The sequence below is a fragment of the Idiomarina sp. genome (assembly GCF_019431395.1).
Classification (GTDB): Bacteria; Pseudomonadota; Gammaproteobacteria; order Enterobacterales; family Alteromonadaceae; genus Idiomarina.
The window spans coordinates 1693385-1717188 of the sequence record NZ_CP080268.1 but is presented as its reverse complement, the minus strand read 5'-3'; the positions used below and the strand labels follow the sequence as shown (position 1 = coordinate 1717188).

Below are 23804 nucleotides of genomic sequence, written 5' to 3'. Positions count from 1 at the left end.
AATGCTTTGAAAAATAATAGATTATTGTGATTTTCTGAATTTACCCGGAACCGAGCTGGTGCATCCTGCGGTGCAGTTGCACCGCAGATGTGCATGGCTTATAACGCAAAGTTAGTTGAACCAATAACAGAGTGACGAGATACTATATTGAATGAACATATCAACGTGAGAGGGTGCCAATGTTAGTAGGTCAGCGCATGAGTGACTTGATTGGGCAAACTGATCTGGTAAAAATTCCGTCGCTATCCAAGCTTACCGGTAGTGATATTTTCTTAAAGTGTGAATTTCAAAATCCGGGCGGGTCGATTAAAGATCGTGCCGCTAAGCAGCTCATCGAAGACGCTTTTGAACGCGGCGAATTGCGTCCGGGTATGACCGTAGTTGAGGGAACGCGGGTAATACAGGTATTGGCTTGGCGCTGGTGGCAAAGTCTTTCGGCTTGAATATGCTAGCTGTTATGCCGAATGACCAATCACCGGAAAAGGAACGCATGATCGCCTTACATGGTGGCGAGCTGATGGCTGTCGACCCGGTGCCGTTTAAAAACGAAAATCATTTTTATCACACAGCTCGCCGTATAGCCGAAGAACGTGACGATTACTGGTGGGCGAATCAGTTTGAAAACACTAGTAATGCACGTGCCCATTACTTGCATACTGGCCCTGAAATCTGGCAACAGATGGAGGGTCGAATCGATACCTTTGTATCGGTTGCAGGTACCGGTGGGACCATCGGCGGCAACTCGATGTTTTTTAAAGAGCAGGATGAAAACGTTGATGTATGGCTGGCTGACCCGGACGGCTCCGGTATATTCGAGTTCTTAAAGTCAGGTGACTATGTATCTGAAGGCGGCTCTATGACCGAAGGAATCGGCATAATGCGGTTAGTCGAAAACTTTAATCAGGCAAAGATTGATCATGCCGTTAATTTGCCGGACCAGGACTTGGTTACCTTGTCACGCTACTTGCGGGAGCAGGATGGCATTGTTGTTGGGCAGTAGTTCAGCATTAAATGTTGCCGCGGCACTGGCTGCAGCGTTGCATAAAGGCAAAGGCCAGCGCATTGTTACCTTTGCCTGTGATCTAGGCGAACGATCAGCGAGTAAGCTGTACAATGAAGCCTATTTAAAAGGCCGTGGTCTTGACCCACAGCCTGAGCCAATCGAACAATTGCTCGAGCGCTATGGCAACTTGGGTGATAAACTCATATCAACACATTGGCGCGGGCAAGCAGCGCGCGGTAAATAAAAGGTGAGGCTAATGCGGCTCAAGTTAGTAGTCGGTGTTTTTTCGTTTTTGTTGGTGGCTGCGCAGAGTGTTGCCGCCAGCACGCAATCGATGGATGCAGCTGCCGAAGTCGGTTCATTAAAGACACTCTCGGTACCTGATTTTGTTGATGTGGCACACCGTGGAGCCTCGGGTTACTTGCCGGAGCATAGTCGTGAGGCTACCGTGATGGCGCATGCGCTGGGTGCCGATTACATTGAACAAGACGTGCAGTTAAGTCGTGATGGCATTCCGGTTGTATTACACGATATTTACCTTGATGCGATTTCGAATGTGGCAGAGGTTTTCCCTGATCGCCATCGTCCCGATGGCCGCTACTACGTTGTTGACTTTACTTTAAACCACTTGCAAAAACTGACCTTGACGGCTCGCCATAACGAGTCGGGTGAGCGTGTTTATCCCGAACGATTCAGTGCATCTGACATAACCTTTAAAATTCAAACGTTAGCAGAGAACCTGAGTCTGATTCAGGAGATGAACCGGGTCAGAGATACTAACACCGGCGTGTACGTCGAAATAAAAGCACCACGTTGGTACCACCAACAAGACTACGATATTACAGCGTCAACAATGCGGGTATTAGAAGAGGCGGGTTATAAAGATGATGCTTTGCCGACGCCTATTTATCTGCAATCGTTTAATCCAGAGACATTGCGGCGCTTGAAGCGAGAGTTTCACGTTAACTATCCGTTGGTTCAGCTAATAGCAGACAATAGCTGGAACCAGAGCGATGTTGACTATGATGCGATGAAAACATACGCTGGGCTGGAATCGTTGTCCGCTTATGCCGACGCTATTGGGGTATGGTTAGATCACGTGTTGGTCGGTGTAAAAGACGGTGAGCCGCAGTGGAGTGGTATTTTGGATGATGCCAGTCGCGCTAAATTACCGGTGTTCGTATATACCTTGCGCGCTGACGATTTGCCCGACGGCGTAAGCTCCCATAAGCAATTGCGTGAATGGCTAAAAAAAGCAGGTGCAGTTGGCGCCTTTAGTGATTTTCCAGACCAAAAGTAACACGCATTTTAAGACCATCGGTGCCGTCATCGTAATAGCCGGGTAGCAAGTCGATGGTCTCAAAGTGATAATGTTGGTACAGCGCAATAGCGGCGCGGTTATCTGACTTCACTTCCAGTGATAGTCCGCGACACTGCGCCTTTTTAGCTTCAATAATAACGTGTTCTAACATCGCTCGTGCTAAACCCCTGCCGCGATGATGCATATCTACAGCTAACGAGTACACACGCCAGTAACGGCTGTTGCTGCGGCTTAATGCAATGGCATAAGCAATGACATTTTGTTGCTCAATGACAACCCAAAAATGTGCAGACGGGGATTGCATCAGTCGCCTAAAGTTACGACGGCTAATGCGGCTGTAATCAAAAGTTCTTTGTTCAAGCCGCACCAGGCTATCCAGATCATCGGCTGTTGCGCGTCTGATGGTCGGGTTATTGCTCATCCAGTCGACGTCCGAAATCTGCCATGATAAGGCGGTAAAGTTCGTAGCCTAAATGCTTATCCTCGACGCCCGACTCAATTGATGGATTATCATTAATCTCGATAATCACTGGACCATCGCGGGTAATTTTTACATCAACCCCATATAAGCCATCGCCAATCAGCCGGGTTGCCTGCAAAGCGACTTTAACCACGTCTTTGGGGGCCTGATGAACCCCAAAAGTCTCAAACGAACCACTCTTGGCACGCGCTGACGACTCTTTATGGTTATAAATCTGCCAATGGTTGCGTGCCATAAAGTATTGGCAAGCGTATATCGGACGGTTGTTAAGTACACCAATACGCCAGTCATAATCGGTTTTAAGAAACTCTTGTGCCAGCAAAATAGTCGACTGTTCAAAGAGCTTATTGGCTACCTGCTCAAACTCTTCAGCGTTATCGGCTTTCTCGACACCAATCGAAAACGAACCATCCGGAATTTTTAGCACAACGGGATAACCCAGCGACTCGCCTAACGCGGCATAATCAAGGGACGTACCACTTAGCAGCAGTTCGGTTTTAGGCATACCGACATTATGCTGTTCTAACAGTTCTTTTAAGAACACTTTGTTAGCGCATTTCACGATGGATTCGGGATGGTCGATGACGACCATGCCATTCGCTTCGGCTTTTTTAGCAAAGTGGTAGGTATAATGATTAATGCGCGTAGTTTCGCGAATAAATAGCGCATCAAACTCCAACAAACGACTGTAATCCTCAGCTGTTATCAGTTCCGCCTCGATGTCCGCCTCTTTCGCTGCTTTAATAAACTGTGTTAGTGCCTTTTTATCGCTGGTTGGAATGGCTTCGTCAGGGTTATAAAGAATCGCTAAATCGTAACGGTATTCCTTTTTGGCACGAGCTTTTCGCCACACGCGTTTATTAAAGGCGTCGAGCGAATCGCCAAAAAATGTTTGTTGCTCATCGGATAGTTGATTGAGTTGCCCCGCGGTTAGCGAGTGAATATACCAACGGCTCTCTTGGCGCAACTGTACCCGCAGAATCGGGCAGGGATAGCGTTCGAATAATTGTCGCGCAAAACCAGCAAAGGCGGCAATGGGAGAGACGCCAAAACAAATGATCAATTCGAGCGTATTATCGGTATAGTTAAGAAGATACTTAGACGCTGTTTTATCCAGCACATTCGTCAACAGCTGGTAGTGACGAAAATTATTTAAGTCATTGATCGTGGTTACCGATGGCAGCACACGTTGCCCACGAGCCTCGCCCAGCAAGCTAACATAGTAGCCGGTGGACAAATAGCTGAGGTCATTACATAAGTTGACGATATGCGAGCGCGCTTTACTTTTTTGCGTACTCAAATATTCGTTAGCCGTTAACAACGATTGGCTGGGGTAATAGGGTTGCCAGTCGTCGATATCATTGATCACTACGTGAACGTGTTGCTGCATAAAGTGAAAAGTTAGTTGCGAGAGAGACTTAAGCGACACTATATTAGAAAAGGAAATAAAGACAAGGAGCTTTGTGTATGTTGACGTTGTTGGCCAAACTTTTTAAGGCCCTGAACTCAGAGACCAGTCCCTGGGCGTTGGCTATGGCAATGGTGCTGGGTATGTTTTTGGGTCTAACGCCGCTATGGCGAGTACACAACCTTGTGATTTTACTGGGTGCATTAATTTTTCGGGTCAACCTGACGCTGTTTTTGCTCTCGTTTGGCTTGTTCTCGGGTATTGCCTACCTGCTCGATCCCATGTTTCACGATTTTGGTTTAGCTATTTTGCAAGCATCAAGCTGGCAAGGTATTTATGAGGCCGCGTACGCAACGGCGGTGGGTCGGGTAAGTCAGTTTTACCACACCATTACCATGGGAAGTTTTGTGTTCAGCTTGTTAATTAGTCCAGTTGTTGCGGTGGTGACATATTTTGTGGTCAATAATTACCGCAAACGCATTCAAAAAGCCTTGCTTAAATTAAAAGTGGTGCAAATGTTGCGAGGCAGCCGCTTTTGGCAACTGTACACGGATTTACGGGGGTAGTGATGAAGCGCAGTGTAATTCGTTGGCCGGGGTTGGCCGTATTTGGTGGCATCGTCGCGTTATTAGTAATTGTATCGTGGCTGTTTTTAGACGCGATTTTAAAAGTGTCGATGGAATATGGACTTGGCCGCGTCAATGGTGCGGAAGTCAACATAGCGCGTGTTGAGCATGAGTGGTCACCGCTGACGCTCAGAGCCTATGGCGTTCAGGCGACAGACGCCGCCAAGCCGACTCACAACCAGGTACAGTTGGAAAGCTTCAGCGCGGACATATCTGCAGCCGAGCTTTTATTAGGACGTATTCATATCGAACAGCTTGACGTACTGGGTGTGAGAGTTGATCAACCGCGTGAACAAGGCGAAGGCGAGGTTTATGTCACGCCGTCAAAAGATGATGTAAAAAACTGGGCATCGGCAAACTGGGAGCAATTGAAAGTATCATTGCCCTCGACCGACGAAATCGTTCAGCAAGTTGGCCTGCAAACCGATCAAGTATTGGCGGACGCGGAACAGAAGATTGAGCAGCAGCGGACTCAGTTCAATGACGCTAAAGCAGCGTTACCGGATAAAGAAAAAATCGCCGCCTACCAGCAACAGATTAAAGAAATTACAGAGGGTGACGTCGAGGGCTTAGGCGATGTGGCCGCGCGCAAGAAAAAACTCGACCAGTTGAAGGATGCTATTCGCGAAGATAAAGCCGCAATAGAACGCTTTAGAGCGCAGTTAAGCGAATCTGCCGAGGTCGTAAAGACGCAAATAGCTCGTGTGAAAGATGCCCCGGGTAACGATATCGATCGAATCCAAAATTTCTTTCAGTTAAACGAAACCGGCCTGCAAAATGTTACCGGCTTACTATTGGGTGATAAAGCACGTCAGTGGAGTGAGTATTTACTATTAGCATACGAACAACTTGCACCGATGCTAGCGCGTTCAGCCAATTCGCAAACAGTAGAAAAGGCACGTGGCGCTGGCGAAAGCTTGTCATTTGTCGAAGCTGATGCACCGCCTGAATTCTGGATTAAGAATGCCCGCACCGAAGTATTGATTGCAGGCACAGCGGTTAATATCGATTGGCAGAACATTACTCATCAACACAATTTACTCGGTCAGCCAACAACCTACCAGGCGCGGGTAGATAACAGTGATCTGTGGAACGCGTTTAACCTGAATGGTGAACTGTCGTTACTGGAGTCGGGCATTGATGCCAAGCAACAATGGCAGTTAAAAGGCGCTAACCTGAAAAGCCTGGGTCTGAGCGAAAGCGACGAGCTGACCGCGTCAATCGCGTCAGCGCTGCTCGACAGCGACGGTACCGTGTTAGTGCGTGGCAACCAACTTGATGGTGAAGCCATTATTCGCATGCTGGATTTAGAGATGCTGGCGCAGGGTAGCAGTAAAATTACCAATGCCATCGCCGCTGCATTAAAGCAATTGAACCGGCTGGACATTAATACCGAAATTGCCGGCGATATCCTAAGCCCAAGCTTAAGCTTAAACTCCGACCTGGACCAACAGCTCGGCAAACTGCTGGGTGACACCGCCATGGCAGAAGCACAAGGCAAGCTGAACGAAATAAAAGCCGACCTGACCGCCAAAGTTGAACAACAGCTAGGCCCCAACACCGAGTTGCTACAAAATATTACGCAACTCAACAGCCAGGCCGGCGACTTCAACCAACAGCTGGAAGAACTGTTAAAATCCAAAATCGAAGACAACCTAAAAGACAAACTCAAAGACCGCCTCTTCGGCAACTCGTAGCTCGCGCATCCTGCGCGAGGGGGGCCGTACGGGCCAATAAGGGCGGGCGATTGACACTCCTTAGCCAAGGGACGCCCGCAAGTACATCCCTGTAGGGCTTGACTGGCGCCATCCATGGCGCCAGACACCCTTGGCTAAGGAGCTGCTCAATCACCTTAACGCCGTTTTTGACCCGTACGCCCAGTCACTTCCAAGCATTTATTCCAGCAGTCAGCAAGATAAGCCCTTAGTCAGCAGCGTTCCTGTATTCAGGGGGTGTTGGAGGCCATGGATGGCCGGAAACAAGCGTACATGGATGTACTTGCAGCGTCCCCCTGAATACAGGAACGCTGCTGGCTAAAAAGGGCTTGTCTTGCTGACTGCCACGCCCTCGCGCAGGATGCGCGAGCTACTGCAGGAAGGCTTTTAGGGTGTCGGCTTTTTGCTGGATGCTGTAGATGCCGTCAAGGTGACCCCAGGGTCCGTCAATGTGTTCGATTTCGACGTCTTTATCCAGTGCTTTGAGTTGTTCAGCGGCGTTTTCTGCCATGTACGGCATTAGCAGTAAGTCGTTGCTGGCGGGCAGGAATAACGTCTTTGCACTGATGTTGTTCAGGCCTTCTTTTAGTGTTTGCTGGTGGCCGGCGATGAACAATTGATTGGCACGTACTAAGTACAAAATGTGATTGGCATCGGCCAGCGGGGCGCGTTGGCGGCTGCTGTCATAGAGCCATTTGGCTGCTGGTAGCTGGTTGTTAACGGTAGCCAGACCTTCGGTGGGCAGGGTTTGCTGGGCTGGCGCTACTTGGTTGAAGATCGTTGGGTACATTGCGCCGTGGGTGATTAACGCTTGTGCCATGGTAACGCCGTCAAGCGGTGCTTGGCCGTCGTAATAATCACCGGCGTTCCAGTTGGGGTCCAGTTTTATTGCTTGCGACCAGGCTTCCAGGCCGGCTATGGTCCAGGCATCCATGGATGCCGTGCCGATTACCGATACCATGCGCTCTACCCAATCAGGATAAGCCGCAGCCCACTCAATGGCTTGCAGTGACCCCATTGAAGCACCGATAACCGCGTGCAATTTATCAATACCCTGTGATTCTAATACCGCCTTTTGCACGTTGACGAAGTCGCGGATGGTGACAACCGGGAAGTCGAGACCATAAGGTTTGCCGGTTTCCGGGTTAATACTGGCGGGGCCGGTAGTAACAACCGTTGGTAGGTTGGGGTAAGCGTTAACCAGCGAGTCAACACTCACGACATAAAATTCATTAGTATCTATGGCCTTACCCGGACCAATAATGGCGTCCCAATAACCGGCCTGAGCATCATCCGGCGTATACTTACCGGCAGCGTGACTGTTTCCCGAAAAAAAGTGGGTGACTAAAATCACGTTGTCTTTAGCTTCGTTTAGTTCACCATAGGCTTCCCAGCCGACTTTAACATTACGGATGGTTTCGCCGCCGTGGGTGGTGTACTCATCCAGGGTAAATGTCTGTTTTTCTACCAGTAGTGGTTGCTGAGCGATACTCGCGACACTAAATAGTCCTGCAAGAAGCAGGCTACCCAGTTGAATTAATGGTTTCATTTTATGGTCTCCGTTGAGTTTTCTGTTAGGTAGTTTTGGTAGGCTTTTCGCAACTCATTTTTTACCAGCTTGCCGGTGCCGGTATGCGGCAATTCATCAACAAATACAACGTCGTCCGGCGTCCACCAGCGGGCTATTTTGCCATCCAAAAATTGTTTGATTGCGTCTTTTGTCAGCGTTTCGCCTTTATTAAGGACCACCAGCAATAGCGGACGTTCGTCCCACTTCGGGTGCTTGACGCCAATAACACAGGACTCATTAACGGCGGGGTGTTGGCTTACAATGTTTTCGATATCGAGAGAACTAATCCATTCACCGCCGCTTTTAATCACATCTTTTTTCCGGTCCACGACCTTCATAAAGCCTTCTTCGTCAATCACCGCAATGTCGCCGGTTGCCAGCCAGCCGTCGGGAAAGCTGCTGAGGTCGTCGTTACGGAAGTACTGCGAGGCAATCCAATGCCCCCGAACCTGAAGCTCGCCGCGGGTTTCGCCGTCGTGCGGCAAGGGTTGGTTATCGGCATCAACAATACGTGCGTCAATGCCAAACACCGGCCGTCCGGCGGTGGTTTGTATGCGATACTGCTCATCTTTACTGCGTGACAATATGTCGGCCTGGGGTGGGGCTGAATGTACTAGTGGACCCGTTTCGGTCATGCCCCAAATAGGTTGCCAGTAAACACCGTAGGTTTGGTCATAGGTTTTAACCAGCCCCAGTGGTGATGCCGCGCCGCCGACGCATACGCGTTCTAAACTGGGTATATCCAGACCATTTTCAGCTAAATAATTGTGCAAGGTTAGCCAAATGGTTGGCACACCTAACCCAACCGTGACGTTTTCTGAACGGATCATTTCAGCCATTGCTTCGCCAGACGTTCCATCGCCGGTAAACACTAACTTACAACCTGAGATAGGCCCGGCATAGGGTGCTCCCCAAGCCGCTACGTGGTACATGGTCACCATTGGCATCAGTACCGTGTTGGTGCTTAAGTCGAGCATGTCACGACTAATGGTTGCCTGAGCATGCAGCACCATCGCTCGGTGAGAAGCAATAACGCCTTTGGGGTTGCCTGTTGTACCCGAGGTATAACACAACAATGCCGCGCTATTTTCATCGATGTCAGGCCAGTCATAATCGCTGGGCTGCTCTTCAATAAGCGCCTCGTAACAGTGAACATTGGGTAACGATGTTTTGGGCATGTAGGCTTTATCGGTCATAATAATAAAGCCTTTTACCTGAGGCAGCTGGCCAGCGATTTGCTCCAGCAATTCAACAAAGCTCAAGTCAACAAAGACCCAGCCACTTTCTGCATGGTTGATAATCCAGCTAATCTGCTCAGCAAACAGTCGTGGGTTGACGGTGTGCATTACTGCACCGATACCGCTGACGGCGTAATAGAGTTCCATATGACGATAGGTATTCCAGGCAAGGCTGGCAACACGCTCGCCGGGACTGATGCCTAACGCCGTTAACGCATGGGCCATTTGTGCGCTACGCCGGTAACAATCGGCATAGGTATAGCGGTGGATGTCGCCTTCTAAACGGCGCGTTACAATTTCTTGTTTGGCATGGCGGGCAGCGCCGAACTTAAGCAAGTCAATAACTTGCAACGGCCGCTGCATCATGTTTCCTGAGGTTGGTGATACTAGCATGTTTATTCCTTACAGCATGAATAAGCCAATAGCGACAGCAAGTCCCATTAACGGCACAACAACCGTAACCGCGGCAACAGCCCAGTATGCTGCACTGTGTGTCTCGTTACAGATGGCGCGGATGGTAGTAACTACGTAGCCATTGTGAGGCAGCGAGTCGAGTGCACCTGACGAAATAGAAACAATACGATGCAGTTGGTCGGGATTAACGCCGGCCTGCAAGTAATGTGGACCGACTTCCGGTAGTGCAATAGCCTGTCCGCCTGATGCCGAACCGGTTAAGCCGGCGATGACACTTACTGCTACAGCGGCACCGACGAGTTCGTTGCCGGGTAAGTTGGTCATTGCGGTTACTGCGGTATCAAACGCAGGTGTGATCTTGGCAATACTGCCAAAACCAACCACTGCGGCGGTGTTACCAATGGCAACCAGAGCGCCGGTAGTTGCTTCGGATATGGCTGTTTGGGGACGATGAAAGTGTTTAAAGTTAATGATGGCAATAGAAATGACGCCGCCAAGTAAGGCTACGATCAATGCGTTTTGTGCCAATGTGTCATGAAAACTAAACGATAGCCCCAGCACCACAAGCAGTGGAATAAGGCTTAAAATGGGACGCGGTAGCTTACGATCCAGTAACACCGGATCACCCTCACGGGCTTCAAATTTTTCGCCATTGGCAATTGCCCGGTTGATAATTTTACGTAACCACCAATAACCAAAGCTCGCCATTAACACAGCAACCACCAGGCTGACCTCCCAGGCTGCATAAGGCGATGTGCCCAGATATTTAATGGGAATCCAGTTTTGAATTTCGGGTGAGCCGGCCGAGGTCATGGTAAATGTGACGGAACCAAATGCGAGTGCGGCGGGAATAAACCGGCGGGGCAAGTTGGCATCTTTAAATAGTGACAATGCCATGGGGTACACGGAAAATGCCACCACAAAAACGCTGACACCGCCATAGGTCAGAATCGCACAGGCCAGGACTACCGCTAATACGGCTTGTTTACGCCCGAGTTTGTTGATAATCCATTGCGCGACGCTATCGGCGGCGCCGGTATCCTCCATAAACTTACCGAACATGGAGCCGAGTAAGAACATAAAGAACCAGGCGGCAACAAAGCTGGCAAAGCCATCCATGTAGGCGGCTACAAAATTAACCTCACCGGTAAATAGCGGTATGCCACTGCACAAGGCAACGACGACGGCACACAAGGGCGCACTAATAAACAGGTTCATTCCCCGAAGGGTAAGGATAATCAGCAGCACCAGGCCACCGACAAGTCCAATCATACTTAACATGAGATACCTCGCAACGAGTCAATAGAAACAGCCATGCTCCAGTCGTTGCATGAGCTGTATTGTGCGCTATCTACAAATTTTGCCCCATAGTACTATGGTACAGATCACTTTTTTAACAAATTGCGCTAGCTTAATAACCAGCCATGACTCTGGTCCGTTCAAAACACAACGTTAACAGCAACGGAAATCCAATAAGAATGACAATATTGTCAGGGGAACAACAATGAATACACCCAAATTTAAACATTCGTTAGTCGCAGCGGCGGTCGCTACTTTGCTCTCCAGCCCAATGGCTTTGGCTCAGGAACAACAGGATACAACCGAGGCCGAAGACGGCAAGCTGGAGCGTATTGAAGTTACCGCGCGCCGAACCAGTGAAAGCCTGCAGGAAGTACCGGTTGCGGTAACCGCCTTCGGTGAAGGCGAACTCGAGCGTGATGGCATCGAGGATATTACTGAACTGCAATATAAAATGCCGAACACAACCTTCCAGGTCAGCCGTGGTACTAATTCTACCCTGACGGCCTACATTCGTGGTGTGGGTCAGCAGGATCCATTGTGGGGTTTCGAACCGGGCGTCGGTATTTATATCGATGATGTATATGTTGCCCGCCCGCAAGGTGCGGTGCTGGAAGTGTTGGATGTGCAGCGAGTAGAGGTGCTGCGCGGACCGCAGGGCACGCTGTATGGTAAGAACACCATCGGTGGTGCTATGAAGTATGTCACCCGTGAATTGACCGGCTATGACGAATTTGAAATAAAAGGAACCGTCGGATCATACAGCCAGGCAGATTTAAAAGTTTCCGGACAGACTGCGCTGGCTGATAACTTTTATGTTGGCGGTGCGTTCGCGACTCTGAATCGTGATGGTTTTGGCGAGTTTGTTAATACCGGTGACGAGAACTATAACAAAGAGTTAATGACCGGTCGTCTAAATGCGAAATGGCTGGTAAGCAAAGATATCAACGTTAAATTTGCGGCTGACTGGACCAAAGACGATTCCAATGCGCGTGGTGGCCATCGTGAGCAAGAGTCTCTGCTTAGCGACGAGCCGCGATTAAATGACGTTTATGACGCTTACACAGCAATGCCTACCTGGAACGAAGTCGAGACCGAAGGTTATTCAATGACCGTGGACTGGGCAATTAATAACGACTGGATGTTCAAATCAGTAACGGCATACCGTGAGGGTTTGACCAATACCAACATCGACTTTGACTCCACGGTTAATCCCGTGCTGCTGGTGCCTGCGATCTACGAAGATGATCAAACCACGCAGGAATTCCAGTTTATGTATCGGGACGACCGTCTGGACTTTGTTGGCGGATTGTATTTTTACGAGGGCGAAGCCTGTGGTGAGTTCGGAACCGTCTTAGGTTTACTGGGCTTATCGATCGATACCGGCGGTTGTGTCGATACGTCCAGCGAAGCGGTATTTGGACAGGCGACTTATCAGCTTGATGACCAATGGTCAGTGACTGTAGGCGGGCGTTACACGCGTGACGACAAAACGGCTGACGTGTTCCGCTATACCTATGCCGGCGTTAAGTTTCTTGACCGCGGCAATTACTCCGCTGATCCGATTGTAGTTAACTCGGACTTTACTACTCAGGCAGACTGGAGCAAGTTTAGTCCGCACGCCAGTGTAAGCTACCAGGTCGATCCGGCCGTTATGCTGTATGCAAGTTACAGCAATGGCTTTAAGTCGGGCGGTGTTGATATGCGCGCGGATGTATCACTAAACCCAGATGCCTCAAACCCTTACGATCCAGAGACTGTGGATACTGTAGAGTTTGGTGTTAAGAGTGAGCTGCTCGATGGGCGTATGCGCGTAAACGCGGCGACCTTCTTCTCCGATTATCAAGACATGCAGGTAACCGTACAGCGCGCGATTGAGGGCGGTGGTGTGGCCTCTCAGGTGTTAAATGCTGCTGATTCGACGGTACAGGGTTTTGAAATTGAGTCGACTTTTGCCGCGACATCAACGCTGAACTTTACCGGCTCTTTGGGTTATATCGATGCCGAGTTTGATTCAGTTGAATTCTTTAACCCCGAAACCCAGCAGGTTGAAGATGTGTCCGACTTGTGGTCATTCCAAAATACGCCAAAAGTAACGGCTAACCTTGGCTTTACCAAAGAGTTTGCGCTGGAAAGTGGCTCATTGGTTTGGTCGGGTAGTGTATCTTACCGCGACGATACACAAATCTTTGAAGTGCCGTCTCCATTGGATGAAGAAGCTTATAGCCTAACCAATACCAGTCTGGTGTGGTATTCAAACTCTGGACAATGGACTGTTGGCTTGCACGCCAAAAACGTGCTCGACGAGGAATATCGTGTGTCAGGTTATAACTTCGGTTCGACCTTTGGCGAAAATATCGTCACTGGTTACTACGGCGACCCGCGCACGGTGTCACTGTCAGTTGGTTATCGCTTCTAGTTAATCTGGCAAGCAAACCCTCTCGTGGTTTGCCGGCGGTTAGGCCACTCCCTGTGAGCCTGGCCGCTGGCATTTTTTTAAAAAGTGGTTAGCATGGTCATTATCAATTCTTCAACACCGACAACACCAATGGCCAGAGCTATAATTGCTGACGATCATCCGTTATTTCGCGCAGCGATGAAACAAGCCATCGCCGACTGTTTATCAGCAGATATTATCGAAGTTTCAAGCTTTCAACAGCTTGAAGAAGTATTGCCGGAACACCCTCAGATTGAACTGGTTTTTCTCGATCTTTCCATGCCGGGCAATCAAGGCCTGACAGGCTTGTCGCTATTGCGCAGCCAGTATCCAGATGTGCTGGTGGTCATTGTCTCTGCCAACGAAGATACGCGCGTTGTTCGTCAGGCGATGGCACTGGGTGCCAGCGGCTATATTCCCAAATCGGTACCCTTACCGGAGTGGAAAGTAGCTGTGCAGACGGTATTAGCTGGTGATAATTGGCTACCTGCGACGATGCAGAACGTTATCGACGATACGGATGAAGAAATGACCGCGTTCGCCAATAAACTGGAACAACTCACGCCACAGCAATTTAAAGTACTTAAGTGCATCGCTGATGGCTTGTTAAACAAGCAAATTGCTTACGAGCTCGGCGTGCAGGAGACAACGATTAAACAGCATGCGTCAGCGATTTTGCGCAAGCTAGATTGCATCAACCGTACGCAAGCTGGCATTTTATTCAGGCAAATGCTGGCTGCTTCTGAGTCGTTTGATGAGTCTTTTAAAGCGCCACTTTTTAACGGCTTAGGAATAAAATGTGCGCCTATTTCCAGCGCCTGCTCGCGTAATTGCTCGTCAGGATCAGCTGAATTAATAATGGCAGTGACATCAGCATGCCACAGATTGCGCAGCGTTTTAACCACCTCTATACCGGTTAAACCGTCATCCAGATGATAATCGACAAACAGTAAGTCAACGCGTTGAGCTGATTTGGCCTGGGCCAAGTTTTGTGCGGTTTGTACGTCTGCCCCCCATTGTTGCAACAGTGACGCCGTCGCGTTTAATACGCGAGGATCGTTATCAACCACCAAAACCCGCACGTTATTTAACAATACTTCGTTAACCAGGGCTGGCGCCTGGGTGCGTTCTTCAAGAGGTTGCTTGCTCCAGCTTACAACCGGAAGCTTTATGCTAAAGGCTGTGCCCTTGCCGGGTTTAGAATACAGCTCAATGCTGAGGTCCATGAGCCGGCAAATACGTTCCACAATAGATAGCCCCAAACCAAGCCCGGGGTTATCACCGCCAGATTGCAGTTGATGGAACTCTTTAAAAATTTCTTTCTGTTTATGCTCCGGAATTCCTTCGCCGGTGTCGATAACCCACAGTTCAAGTTGTTCGCCGCGGCGTCTGCTACCAACGACTATGCGGCCCAGGTGGGTATACCGCAGCGCATTGGAGAGGAGGTTTTGAATGATACGGGTGAGCAACTTGCGATCACTTGAAATTGATGCAGAGCTGTATAAATAACTTAACTTTATGCCTTTTTCCGCTGCCATCGCTTGGTATCGCTCAACCAGAGGAGTCAGAATAGAGTCAAGCGAGATAGTCTGTGGCTCGGGCTTAAGATTACCGGCATCAAGCTTAGTCATATCGAGTAGCATGGTGAGTAATTCCTCAGCATGATCCAGCGAACGGCGCACATTTAATACCATCGGTGCTTGTTGGGGATTACTTTGCGCTTGTAACATTTCGCAGAATAAGCTGGCAGCGTTAAAGGGTTGCATCAGGTCATGGCTGACGGCGGCAAAAAAACGTGACTTACTCTGATGCGCTTTTTCTTCTGCCTGTTTGGCCATTAGTAGCTGTTCGGTTCGCTCGTTAACGCGCTGTTCAAGTTCGGTGTTAATACGCTGCAATGCCCGCTGTGCCTGCACCCGTTCAGTAATGTCACTGTAGGTGGTAACAAAGCCGCCGCCCGGCATGGGATTGCCCTGTAGCTCGATAATCGAGCTACCCTGGGCGCGCTGGTATTTATAAGCGCTACCTTCGCGTAAGTAGGTTAATAAACAAGCAAATTAACCCGTACCGCTTTGAAGCTCGGCGTGCAGAGACAACGATTAAACAGCGTACGTCAGCGATTTTGCGCAAGCTAGATTACCCGCGCATCAACCGTACGCAGAAGCTGGCATTTTATTCAGGCAAATGCTGGCTGCTTCTGAGTCGTTTGATGAGTCTTTTAAAAGCGCCACTTTTTAACGGCTTAGGAATAAAATGTGCGCCTATTCAACGCCTGCTCGCGTAATTGCTCATCCCAGGATCAGCTGAATTATGTGATGACATCAGCATGCCACAGATTGCGCAGCGTTTTAACCACCTCTATACCGGACAAGCCGTCATCAGATGATAATCGACAAACAGTAAGTCAACGCGTTGAGCTGATTTGGCCTGGAGCCAAGTTTGTGCCAGTTTGTACGTCTGCCCCCATTGTTCCAACTTAGTGACTTAAATGCAATTTAATACGCGAGGATCGTTATCAGCCACCAAAACCCGCATTATTTAACAGTGCTTCGTTAACCAGGCGGGGCGCACAATTTGCGTTCTTTAAGGGTTGCTTGCTCCAGCTTACGACCGGGAGTTTGTACTAAAGGCTGTGCCTTGCCGGGTTTAGAATGCAGATCAATACACTAAAGTCATGAGCCAGCAAATACGTTCCACAATAGATAGCCCCAAACCAGCCAGGGTTATCACCTTGAATTACAGTTGATGGAACTCTTTTAAAAATTTCTTTCTATTTATACTCAGGAATTCCTTCGCCAGTATCGATAACCCACAGTTCAAATTGTTCGCCGCGGCGCATCTTCTAACGACATATACGGCCAGGTGGGTATACCACAGCGCATTGGAAGGAGGTTTTAGATAATGGGTGAGCAACTTGCGATCATGAAATTGATGCAGAGCTGCGCAAATAACCCAACTATGCCTTTTTCCGCTGCCATCGATGCCGAGTTTGATTCAGTTGAATTCTTTAACCCCGAAACCCAGCAGGTTGAAGATGTGTCCGACTTGTGGTCATTCCAAAATACGCCAAAAGTAACGGCTAACCTTGGCTTTACCAAAGAGTTTGCGCTGGAAAGTGGCTCATTGGTTTGGTCGGGTAGTGTATCTTACCGCGACGATACACAAATCTTTGAAGTGCCGTCTCCATTGGATGAAGAAGCTTATAGCCTAACCAATACCAGTCTGGTGTGGTATTCAAACTCTGGACAATGGACTGTTGGCTTGCACGCCAAAAACGTGCTCGACGAGGAATATCGTGTGTCAGGTTATAACTTCGGTTCGACCTTTGGCGAAAATATCGTCACTGGTTACTACGGCGACCCGCGCACGGTGTCACTGTCAGTTGGTTATCGCTTCTAGTTAATCTGGCAAGCAAACCCTCTCGTGGTTTGCCGGCGGTTAGGCCACTCCCTGTGAGCCTGGCCGCTGGCATTTTTTTAAAAAGTGGTTAGCATGGTCATTATCAATTCTTCAACACCGACAACACCAATGGCCAGAGCTATAATTGCTGACGATCATCCGTTATTTCGCGCAGCGATGAAACAAGCCATCGCCGACTGTTTATCAGCAGATATTATCGAAGTTTCAAGCTTTCAACAGCTTGAAGAAGTATTGCCGGAACACCCTCAGATTGAACTGGTTTTTCTCGATCTTTCCATGCCGGGCAATCAAGGCCTGACAGGCTTGTCGCTATTGCGCAGCCAGTATCCAGATGTGCTGGTGGTCATTGTCTCTGCCAACGAAGATACGCGCGTTGTTCGTCAGGCGATGGCACTGGGTGCCAGCGGCTATATTCCCAAATCGGTACCCTTACCGGAGTGGAAAGTAGCTGTGCAGACGGTATTAGCTGGTGATAATTGGCTACCTGCGACGATGCAGAACGTTATCGACGATACGGATGAAGAAATGACCGCGTTCGCCAATAAACTGGAACAACTCACGCCACAGCAATTTAAAGTACTTAAGTGCATCGCTGATGGCTTGTTAAACAAGCAAATTGCTTACGAGCTCGGCGTGCAGGAGACAACGATTAAACAGCATGCGTCAGCGATTTTGCGCAAGCTAGATTGCATCAACCGTACGCAAGCTGGCATTTTATTCAGGCAAATGCTGGCTGCTTCTGAGTCGTTTGATGAGTCTTTTTAAAGCGCCACTTTTTAACGGCTTAGGAATAAAATGTGCGCCTATTTCCAGCGCCTGCTCGCGTAATTGCTCGTCAGGATCAGCTGAATTAATAATGGCAGTGACATCAGCATGCCACAGATTGCGCAGCGTTTTAACCACCTCTATACCGGTTAAACCGTCATCCAGATGATAATCGACAAACAGTAAGTCAACGCGTTGAGCTGATTTGGCCTGGGCCAAGTTTTGTGCGGTTTGTACGTCTGCCCCCCATTGTTCCAACAGTGACGCCGTCGCGTTTAATACGCGAGGATCGTTATCAACCACCAAAACCCGCACGTTATTTAACAATACTTCGTTAACCAGGGCTGGCGCCTGGGTGCGTTCTTCAAGAGGTTGCTTGCTCCAGCTTACAACCGGAAGCTTTATGCTAAAGGCTGTGCCCTTGCCGGGTTTAGAATACAGCTCAATGCTGAGGTCCATGAGCCGGCAAATACGTTCCACAATGGAGAGTCCCAAACCAAGCCCGGGGTTATCACCGCCAGATTGCAGTTGATGGAACTCTTTAAAAATTTCTTTCTGTTTATGCTCCGGAATTCCTTCGCCGGTGTCGATAACCCACAGTTCAAGTTGTTCGCCGCGGCGTCTGCTACCAACGACTATGCGGCCCAGGTGGGTATACCGCAGCGCATTGGAGAGGAGGTTTTGAATGATACGGGTGAGCAACTTGCGATCACTTGAAATTGATGCAGAGCTGTATAAATAACTTAACTTTATGCCTTTTTCCGCTGCCATCGCTTGGTATCGCTCAACCAGAGGAGTCAGAATAGAGTCAAGCGAGATAGTCTGTGGCTCGGGCTTAAGATTACCGGCATCAAGCTTAGTCATATCGAGTAGCATGGTGAGTAATTCCTCAGCATGATCCAGCGAACGGCGCACATTTAATACCATCGGTGCTTGTTGGGGATTACTTTGCGCTTGTAACATTTCGCAGAATAAGCTGGCAGCGTTAAAGGGTTGCATCAGGTCATGGCTGACGGCGGCAAAAAAACGTGACTTACTCTGATGCGCTTTTTCTTCTGCCTGTTTGGCCATTAGTAGCTGTTCGGTTCGCTCGTTAACGCGCTGTTCAAGTTCGGTGTTAATACGCTGCAATGCCCGCTGTGCCTGCACCCGTTCAGTAATGTCACTGTAGGTGGTAACAAAGCCGCCGCCCGGCATGGGATTGCCCTGTAGCTCGATAATCGAGCTACCCTGGGCGCGCTGGTATTTATAAGCGCTACCTTCGCGTAAGTAGGTTAAGCGCTTTTTAATTTCAGTCGCGGTATCGCCATTTTCAACGCCATTGAGCAGGCCACGGTCCGCGTTGTACTGCAATAACTCCTTAACCGGCATACCGGCGCGTACCAAACCGTCGGGGTAATCAAAAATTTCCAGATAGCGACGGTTCCAGGCTACCAGCCGCAAATCACCATCAATAACGCTTATTCCCTGCGGGATATTTTCGACCGAGGCTTGCAGTAATTCACGATTAAATTGATAAAGTTTAGATGCCTCTGTTGCCCAGTCAACGACCTTGGTTACCGGCAAATCCTGTTGCTCGGAAATGGTGTCAAACAACAGCCGTGTCGCTGAGGTTCCGATAATACTGGCAAGTTCACGCTCTAGTCGCATTAGGGTGGGAGCAGGAACACCGGTGTAACTATCGTGACTGACCAGGTCAATGGCCAGTTTGCGCTGCAGGGCGCTCAGTTGGGTCGGATTGTAAAGGCGCTCGAGCAATAACCGTAATCGTTGCCAGGTAATGCTCGGCTGTCGTGAGAACTCTGCATTGAACGCCGAACCACTACCTAGCTCGGTTACCGGCCGCGAGCATAGCGAGACGACGATATAAGTGAGTAGGTTTAACGATAAACTCCATACAACTCCATCAGCAACCTGTACGTCAGAAATCGGATTAGCCGTATCCAGTGCCGGTATAAACAATAATAAGAACCAAACCAAGGTGCCTAAACACAGCCCGCTGAAAACAGCTAACTGACTATTGCGTTGCCAAACCACACTGCCGACGATACCCGGACCCAGTTGTGCCAGCAGTGCCAAAGACAGCAGCCCCGAGTTAACCAGCGGCAAAGAGTCGATGGTTAATTGGTAATAAAAGTACGCAAGCAGCATAACAACCACAATGGTGATGCGGCGAACCCAGAGAATACGGCCAGGTGAGAAATTAAACGTGGTTAATCGCCGGCGTGCAATACGTAACCATAATGGCATCACCACATCGTTAGAAATCATGATACTCAGTGCCAGCAGCGCAATAATCACCATACTGGTGGCAGCTGCCAGTCCGCCGATAAAGGCAGTAAGGGATAAGCTTTGCGAGCCGCTGGAGAGCGGAATAACCAGCATAAAGGTATCGGTGGACGCTTGTTCCGGCGCAATTAACAATGCTGCCAGGGCAATCGGCAAAATAAAGAAGTTAATGGCAAACAGATACAGCGGAAAACCCCATCGCGCAATACGAAGTTCGTCGCTGTGGGTGTTCTCTACATAACTGACATGAAACTGTCGCGGTAAGCAGAACATAGACAGTGCACCCAGTAAAATATGCACGATATAGATGTATGTGCCACTCTCGGCGCCCTGCAGCGTTTTAAGTGTCAGACTGTTATTCAAGCTCTGTGTCAGTAGATCGGTAAAACCATCGAACAAACCGTAGGTCGCGTAAAGCCCAACCACAACAAACGCGATAAGTTTGACTACCGATTCAAACGCAACAGCGTCCATTAAGCCACCGTGCTGCTCGGCTAAGCTGAGTCGTCGGGTGCCGAATAAAAAGCCGAAACCAATCATCACCAGTGCAACTAAGGCCGACAGGTCAAACAACCAAAACGGCTCGTGTTCAAAGCCGGTTACCGCAGCAAAACTTGCGGTAACCGCACGTAGTTGCAACGAGATGTAAGGAACCACTGCAATTAATGCGATAATTGCTACGATGCTGGCCAGTAAGGGGGATTTGCCGTAACGGGTACCGATCAGGTCGGCAATGGATGTGATATTCTGCTTTTTACAATAATTGAGTAATTTCAGTTGTACGCCATGCAAGACTAAAAACACAAAAATGGCACCGATATAGGTAGGGGCAAAGGCCCAGCCATAATGTGCCGACTGTGTTACGGTGCCAAAAAAAGCCCACGACGTGCAGTGAACCCCTTGTGCCAAGGCATAGCGGTAGGGCTTAGGAGGTTGCGTGCAGGTGCGGTCACCGCGATAGGCAATGGTAAATAAAACCAGCAGGTAAACAACGGCAACCGCGACGGTTAGGGTAACTGAGAGCATGGTTAATGCGGCTCATTATGATCGGGAAACACGGGTAGCGACCATAGATACTTTATTGCACCCAGGCGTATTGCAAGTGTCGACAACATACCGGCCGCCAGGGCAATGACCGGATAGTAGGGAACCAACAGCACATAAACACTCGCACCCACCAGACAGGTTGTTGCATAAAGCTCGCTTTTTAGCACCATGGGTATATCTCTGGCCAGAACGTCTCGTATCATGCCGCCAAAACAAGCCGAAATAGTGCCCATAATGACTGCAATAAATGGCTCAAAGCCTGCTGCCAGTGCTTTTTGTGCGCCCATGGTCGCAAAAAATGCTAAACCGACCGCATCAGCGACTTGTAGTGTGGTCATTGGGATGTATGCTTTATAGCGTAACCAGATAATAGTTAACAACGCCGCGATAAGAATCGTGTAAATATAAGTTGGGTCGTGCGCCCAGAATACCGGCAGGCCGAGGATAAGATCACGGACGGTACCGCCGCCAATGGCGGTAGTTGATGCCAAAATAATAACGCCGAATCCGTCCATGTGCTTACGAAAGGCTAACAGCGTGCCCGCGACTGCAAATACCGCCACGCCAGCTTGGTCTGTCCAATAAAATATAATGTCCATTTGGGCTGCAATCCATAACGTACTTTTTAATGCAGTTTGTCATTATAACGGCGAGATTGGTAGCATTGGGCGGTTTAAATTATTTGGCTATTTTATCATCAATCTCGTACAATGAATTATCTAACGAGACGTCGTAATGCTAAGGACTAGCGCTAAAGATGAATGTTGCAGAAATGAAAACCCAACATACTGACGACGATATTGCTTGTCGTGTAGAGTATGTGCCCACGTTAATTATCGCACTTCACCCGGACCTGGAGCGAGTCGGCGAGACAGCCCCTCTGCTTGGTATGGTTACTGACGAGCGGGATTACGTTAGCCGTAATCGACCCGACTTCAGTAAAAATGGTCATGCGGGAAAACCATTAAACGACCCTCATTTAAGTCGCTCGCCGGTAATCATCCAAAAGGACAATGATGACGTGTACCGGATTCGGGGACATTCAACCAGCACGCGTGTTCGTATTGAAGGTCGTGCGCAGCAAAGTGAATATTTACTGAGCCAGAGCGATATAAGCAGCGGGGTTACTATCACCCTGAGTAATAAAGTCGTTTTGCTACTTAAGCTTTTGCCGTTGCAAGACAGTCGGTTAAAAAAAGACGCCTTGTTAAAAGGCATCAGTCCGGATATTCATGCGTTAACGGGTAAGCTTGAGCACATCGCGCAACTGGATATTCCGGTGATTATTCGGGGCGCAACAGGCTCGGGGAAAGAGCAGGCCGCCTATAAAATTCATCGCGATAGCTCACGCTGCGACAAGCCATTTGTGGTGGTCAATCTGGCGGCGATTCATGATGTGGTCGCAGAAGAAGAACTGTTCGGTGTAAGCCGTTCGGGGCAAACATCGCCGGGCTATTTTTCGCAAGCCGAAGGCGGGACGTTAGTACTCGAAGATTTAGAGGATGCCTCTGAAGTTGTAATCTCAAGCTTATTTGCTGCACTGGCGAGTGGTTCTTATGTGGCTGTTAATGGCGATCAGCAGCAGCCGGTGACCTGTCGTATTATTGCCACTAGTATTTATGATGCCTGCCCTTGTTCACATGGTTCCAAATTGTGGCAATTAACTAATTTACTTGCTGCTTATCAGGTATTCTTAGCGCCATTAGGCGACAGGCTGGAAGACGTAAGTATTTTGTTTTTGCACTTTGTTAAGCAACAGTGGCAAAAGATTTATCCGGGTCGACCATTTGAGTTGCGGATACCTCCCGCTATTATTGCCCGGATTTTAAGTTTCAACTGGCCCGGTAATGTACGGCAGCTGCGCAATGTTGCCCGGCAGGCGGTTATTGATAGCCGTGAACAAGAATCGCTACAGTTAGATCAGCAACTGTTGTCTATATTAAAGCCAAAACCCAATCTTCGTGATGTGACCGATACCGTGAAGCATAATGGCAATGGTCGCAAGCCCAATACCATTGGGCGCGAGGAATTGACCGAGGCGTTGCAGAAAAACCGTTTTGAGTTGCAGGCTACGGCTCGTGAGCTGTCGATATCACGTGCATCGGTTTATCAGTTAATACAACGCTTTGATGGATTAAGAACTGCCCAGGATCTGGCTGAGCAGGAGCTAAAATCGTGCTACGAAAAATATCGCGGGGACACCGAACAGATGATGTGGGAACTGCAGGTTTCTCAAGTTGGTATGCGGCGGCGATTGAAAGCCATGGGTTATGATATTTGATTGAGTATTCTTTCCTGCCAAATTTTTGCTAGACTATCCGACCTGTTCCACTTGTAATTGCGGCACCTTGTCCCTATGTATGACAGGGTGCAAAAAAACAATATAAATTAATTTGATTGGGGAAACTTATGAGCTTTTTTATTAGTCCTGCTTATGCTCAAGACGCTGGCGCAGCGCAAGGTGGTGGTATGGAACTTATCTTCATGCTGGTCATGTTCGGTCTGATTTTTTACTTTTTAATTTATCGCCCGCAAGCGAAGCGCGTTAAGCAGCACAAAGAGTTGGTATCATCGCTAAGCAAAGGCGACGAAGTTCTTACCCAGGGCGGAATGGTTGGTCGCATTACAAAAGTAAGCGATGACAAAGATTTTATCGTGATTGCATTGACTGAAGAAATGGAAGTCACCGTGCAAAAGGCAGCGGTAACCTCGGTACTACCTAAAGGCACCATGAAGTCACTGTAATTGCAGTAACAACAAAGGCAGGCACG

General features: G+C 49.0%; 16 protein-coding genes and 2 pseudogenes. 10 read left to right on the top strand and 8 right to left on the bottom strand.

From position 1 onward, the window contains the following. Window positions 1-179 precede the first annotated feature (179 nt). Together KZ771_RS08385 and glpQ are read left to right on the top strand one after the other, a co-directional pair. Window positions 180-1247, top strand: a pseudogene (locus KZ771_RS08385) (cysteine synthase A). 12 nt (window positions 1248-1259) lie between these two features. Further along, a complete protein-coding gene (gene glpQ, locus KZ771_RS08380; protein ID WP_290652874.1) occupies window positions 1260-2303 on the top strand; it encodes a glycerophosphodiester phosphodiesterase in 1044 nt (347 codons plus the stop codon). Here the strand turns inward: glpQ and KZ771_RS08375 are convergent. Beyond that, the gene (locus KZ771_RS08375; RefSeq protein WP_290652872.1) at window positions 2278-2745 is read right to left on the bottom strand and encodes an N-acetyltransferase; all 468 of its coding nucleotides are present in this window, start codon (window positions 2743-2745) and stop codon (window positions 2278-2280) included. The two genes, glpQ and KZ771_RS08375, sit on opposite strands and share 26 nt — an antisense overlap. Continuing rightward, a complete protein-coding gene (locus KZ771_RS08370; protein ID WP_290652870.1) occupies window positions 2735-4195 on the bottom strand; it encodes a RimK family protein in 1461 nt (486 codons plus the stop codon). The genes KZ771_RS08375 and KZ771_RS08370 overlap by 11 nt, the downstream gene beginning before the upstream one ends. A gap of 77 nt (window positions 4196-4272) precedes the next feature. Between KZ771_RS08370 and KZ771_RS08365 the strand changes: the two genes are divergently transcribed. After that, window positions 4273-4779, top strand: coding sequence for a TIGR03546 family protein (locus KZ771_RS08365; RefSeq protein WP_133538957.1), 507 nt, complete (start codon window positions 4273-4275; stop codon window positions 4777-4779). A gap of 2 nt (window positions 4780-4781) precedes the next feature. Continuing rightward, entirely contained in the window at window positions 4782-6536 is a 1755-nt protein-coding gene (locus tag KZ771_RS08360) for a TIGR03545 family protein (protein WP_290652867.1), read from the top strand. 388 nt (window positions 6537-6924) lie between these two features. On the opposite strand, the gene KZ771_RS08355 is transcribed toward KZ771_RS08360, so the two are convergent. Genes KZ771_RS08355 through KZ771_RS08345 form a run of 3 tightly spaced genes read right to left on the bottom strand, consistent with a single transcriptional unit; the run spans window position 6925 to window position 11057 of the window. After that, window positions 6925-8103, bottom strand: a complete 1179-nt coding sequence (locus tag KZ771_RS08355) for a homoserine O-acetyltransferase (protein ID WP_290652865.1) — start codon at window positions 8101-8103, stop codon at window positions 6925-6927. After that, window positions 8100-9755 (bottom strand): long-chain fatty acid--CoA ligase, encoded by a 1656-nt coding sequence (locus KZ771_RS08350; RefSeq protein ID WP_290652863.1) that lies wholly within the window; start codon window positions 9753-9755, stop codon window positions 8100-8102. Before KZ771_RS08350 ends, KZ771_RS08355 begins: the two co-directional genes overlap by 4 nt. A 9-nt stretch (window positions 9756-9764) precedes the next feature. Further along, entirely contained in the window at window positions 9765-11057 is a 1293-nt protein-coding gene (locus KZ771_RS08345; RefSeq protein ID WP_290652861.1) for a GntP family permease, read from the bottom strand. Between the two features lie 223 nt (window positions 11058-11280). Between KZ771_RS08345 and KZ771_RS08340 the strand changes: the two genes are divergently transcribed. Together KZ771_RS08340 and KZ771_RS08335 are read left to right on the top strand one after the other, a co-directional pair. Then, the gene (locus tag KZ771_RS08340; protein WP_290652859.1) at window positions 11281-13494 is read left to right on the top strand and encodes a TonB-dependent receptor; all 2214 of its coding nucleotides are present in this window, start codon (window positions 11281-11283) and stop codon (window positions 13492-13494) included. A gap of 129 nt (window positions 13495-13623) precedes the next feature. After that, a pseudogene (locus KZ771_RS08335) lies at window positions 13624-14247 on the top strand (response regulator transcription factor); the annotation flags it as partial. On the opposite strand, the gene KZ771_RS08330 reads toward KZ771_RS08335, so the two are convergent. Further along, on the bottom strand, window positions 14136-15497 hold the full coding sequence (locus KZ771_RS08330) for a hybrid sensor histidine kinase/response regulator (RefSeq protein WP_290654829.1): 1362 nt from the start codon (window positions 15495-15497) through the stop codon (window positions 14136-14138). The pseudogene KZ771_RS08335 and the gene KZ771_RS08330 sit on opposite strands and share 112 nt — an antisense overlap. 916 nt (window positions 15498-16413) lie before the next feature. Between KZ771_RS08330 and KZ771_RS08325 the strand changes: the two genes are divergently transcribed. Both KZ771_RS08325 and KZ771_RS08320 read left to right on the top strand, forming a co-directional pair. Further along, entirely contained in the window at window positions 16414-16911 is a 498-nt protein-coding gene (locus KZ771_RS08325) for a TonB-dependent receptor (protein ID WP_290652857.1), read from the top strand. A 129-nt stretch (window positions 16912-17040) separates the two neighbouring features. After that, complete coding sequence (locus tag KZ771_RS08320) at window positions 17041-17697, top strand: response regulator transcription factor (RefSeq protein WP_133539005.1); 657 nt, start codon at window positions 17041-17043, stop codon at window positions 17695-17697. On the opposite strand, the gene KZ771_RS08315 is transcribed toward KZ771_RS08320, so the two are convergent. Continuing rightward, window positions 17647-21012 (bottom strand): PAS domain-containing hybrid sensor histidine kinase/response regulator, encoded by a 3366-nt coding sequence (locus KZ771_RS08315; protein WP_290652855.1) that lies wholly within the window; start codon window positions 21010-21012, stop codon window positions 17647-17649. The two genes, KZ771_RS08320 and KZ771_RS08315, sit on opposite strands and share 51 nt — an antisense overlap. A 2-nt stretch (window positions 21013-21014) precedes the next feature. Beyond that, a complete protein-coding gene (locus tag KZ771_RS08310; RefSeq protein ID WP_290572159.1) occupies window positions 21015-21632 on the bottom strand; it encodes a trimeric intracellular cation channel family protein in 618 nt (205 codons plus the stop codon). A gap of 158 nt (window positions 21633-21790) precedes the next feature. Here KZ771_RS08310 and KZ771_RS08305 point away from each other — a divergent pair, with 158 nt between their 5' ends. Together KZ771_RS08305 and yajC are read left to right on the top strand one after the other, a co-directional pair. Continuing rightward, window positions 21791-23314 (top strand): sigma 54-interacting transcriptional regulator, encoded by a 1524-nt coding sequence (locus KZ771_RS08305; protein WP_290572157.1) that lies wholly within the window; start codon window positions 21791-21793, stop codon window positions 23312-23314. A 128-nt stretch (window positions 23315-23442) separates the two neighbouring features. Continuing rightward, a complete protein-coding gene (gene yajC, locus KZ771_RS08300; protein ID WP_133538948.1) occupies window positions 23443-23778 on the top strand; it encodes a preprotein translocase subunit YajC in 336 nt (111 codons plus the stop codon). Window positions 23779-23804: the final 26 nt, after the last annotated feature.

Bases quoted from the DNA above. Each gene is read 5' to 3' on its own strand.
- glpQ (WP_290652874.1), top strand. From the start codon at position 1,260: ATGCGGCTCAAGTTAGTAGTCGGTGTTTTTTCGTTTTTGTTGGTGGCT.
- KZ771_RS08375 (WP_290652872.1), bottom strand. From the start codon at position 2,745: ATGAGCAATAACCCGACCATCAGACGCGCAACAGCCGATGATCTGGAT.
- KZ771_RS08370 (WP_290652870.1), bottom strand. From the start codon at position 4,195: ATGCAGCAACACGTTCACGTAGTGATCAATGATATCGACGACTGGCAA.
- KZ771_RS08365 (WP_133538957.1), top strand. From the start codon at position 4,273: ATGTTGACGTTGTTGGCCAAACTTTTTAAGGCCCTGAACTCAGAGACC.
- KZ771_RS08360 (WP_290652867.1), top strand. From the start codon at position 4,782: ATGAAGCGCAGTGTAATTCGTTGGCCGGGGTTGGCCGTATTTGGTGGC.
- KZ771_RS08355 (WP_290652865.1), bottom strand. From the start codon at position 8,103: ATGAAACCATTAATTCAACTGGGTAGCCTGCTTCTTGCAGGACTATTT.
- KZ771_RS08350 (WP_290652863.1), bottom strand. From the start codon at position 9,755: ATGCTAGTATCACCAACCTCAGGAAACATGATGCAGCGGCCGTTGCAA.
- KZ771_RS08345 (WP_290652861.1), bottom strand. From the start codon at position 11,057: ATGTTAAGTATGATTGGACTTGTCGGTGGCCTGGTGCTGCTGATTATC.
- KZ771_RS08340 (WP_290652859.1), top strand. From the start codon at position 11,281: ATGAATACACCCAAATTTAAACATTCGTTAGTCGCAGCGGCGGTCGCT.
- KZ771_RS08325 (WP_290652857.1), top strand. From the start codon at position 16,414: ATGGGTGAGCAACTTGCGATCATGAAATTGATGCAGAGCTGCGCAAAT.
- KZ771_RS08320 (WP_133539005.1), top strand. From the start codon at position 17,041: ATGGCCAGAGCTATAATTGCTGACGATCATCCGTTATTTCGCGCAGCG.
- KZ771_RS08315 (WP_290652855.1), bottom strand. From the start codon at position 21,012: ATGCTCTCAGTTACCCTAACCGTCGCGGTTGCCGTTGTTTACCTGCTG.
- KZ771_RS08310 (WP_290572159.1), bottom strand. From the start codon at position 21,632: ATGGACATTATATTTTATTGGACAGACCAAGCTGGCGTGGCGGTATTT.
- KZ771_RS08305 (WP_290572157.1), top strand. From the start codon at position 21,791: ATGAATGTTGCAGAAATGAAAACCCAACATACTGACGACGATATTGCT.
- yajC (WP_133538948.1), top strand. From the start codon at position 23,443: ATGAGCTTTTTTATTAGTCCTGCTTATGCTCAAGACGCTGGCGCAGCG.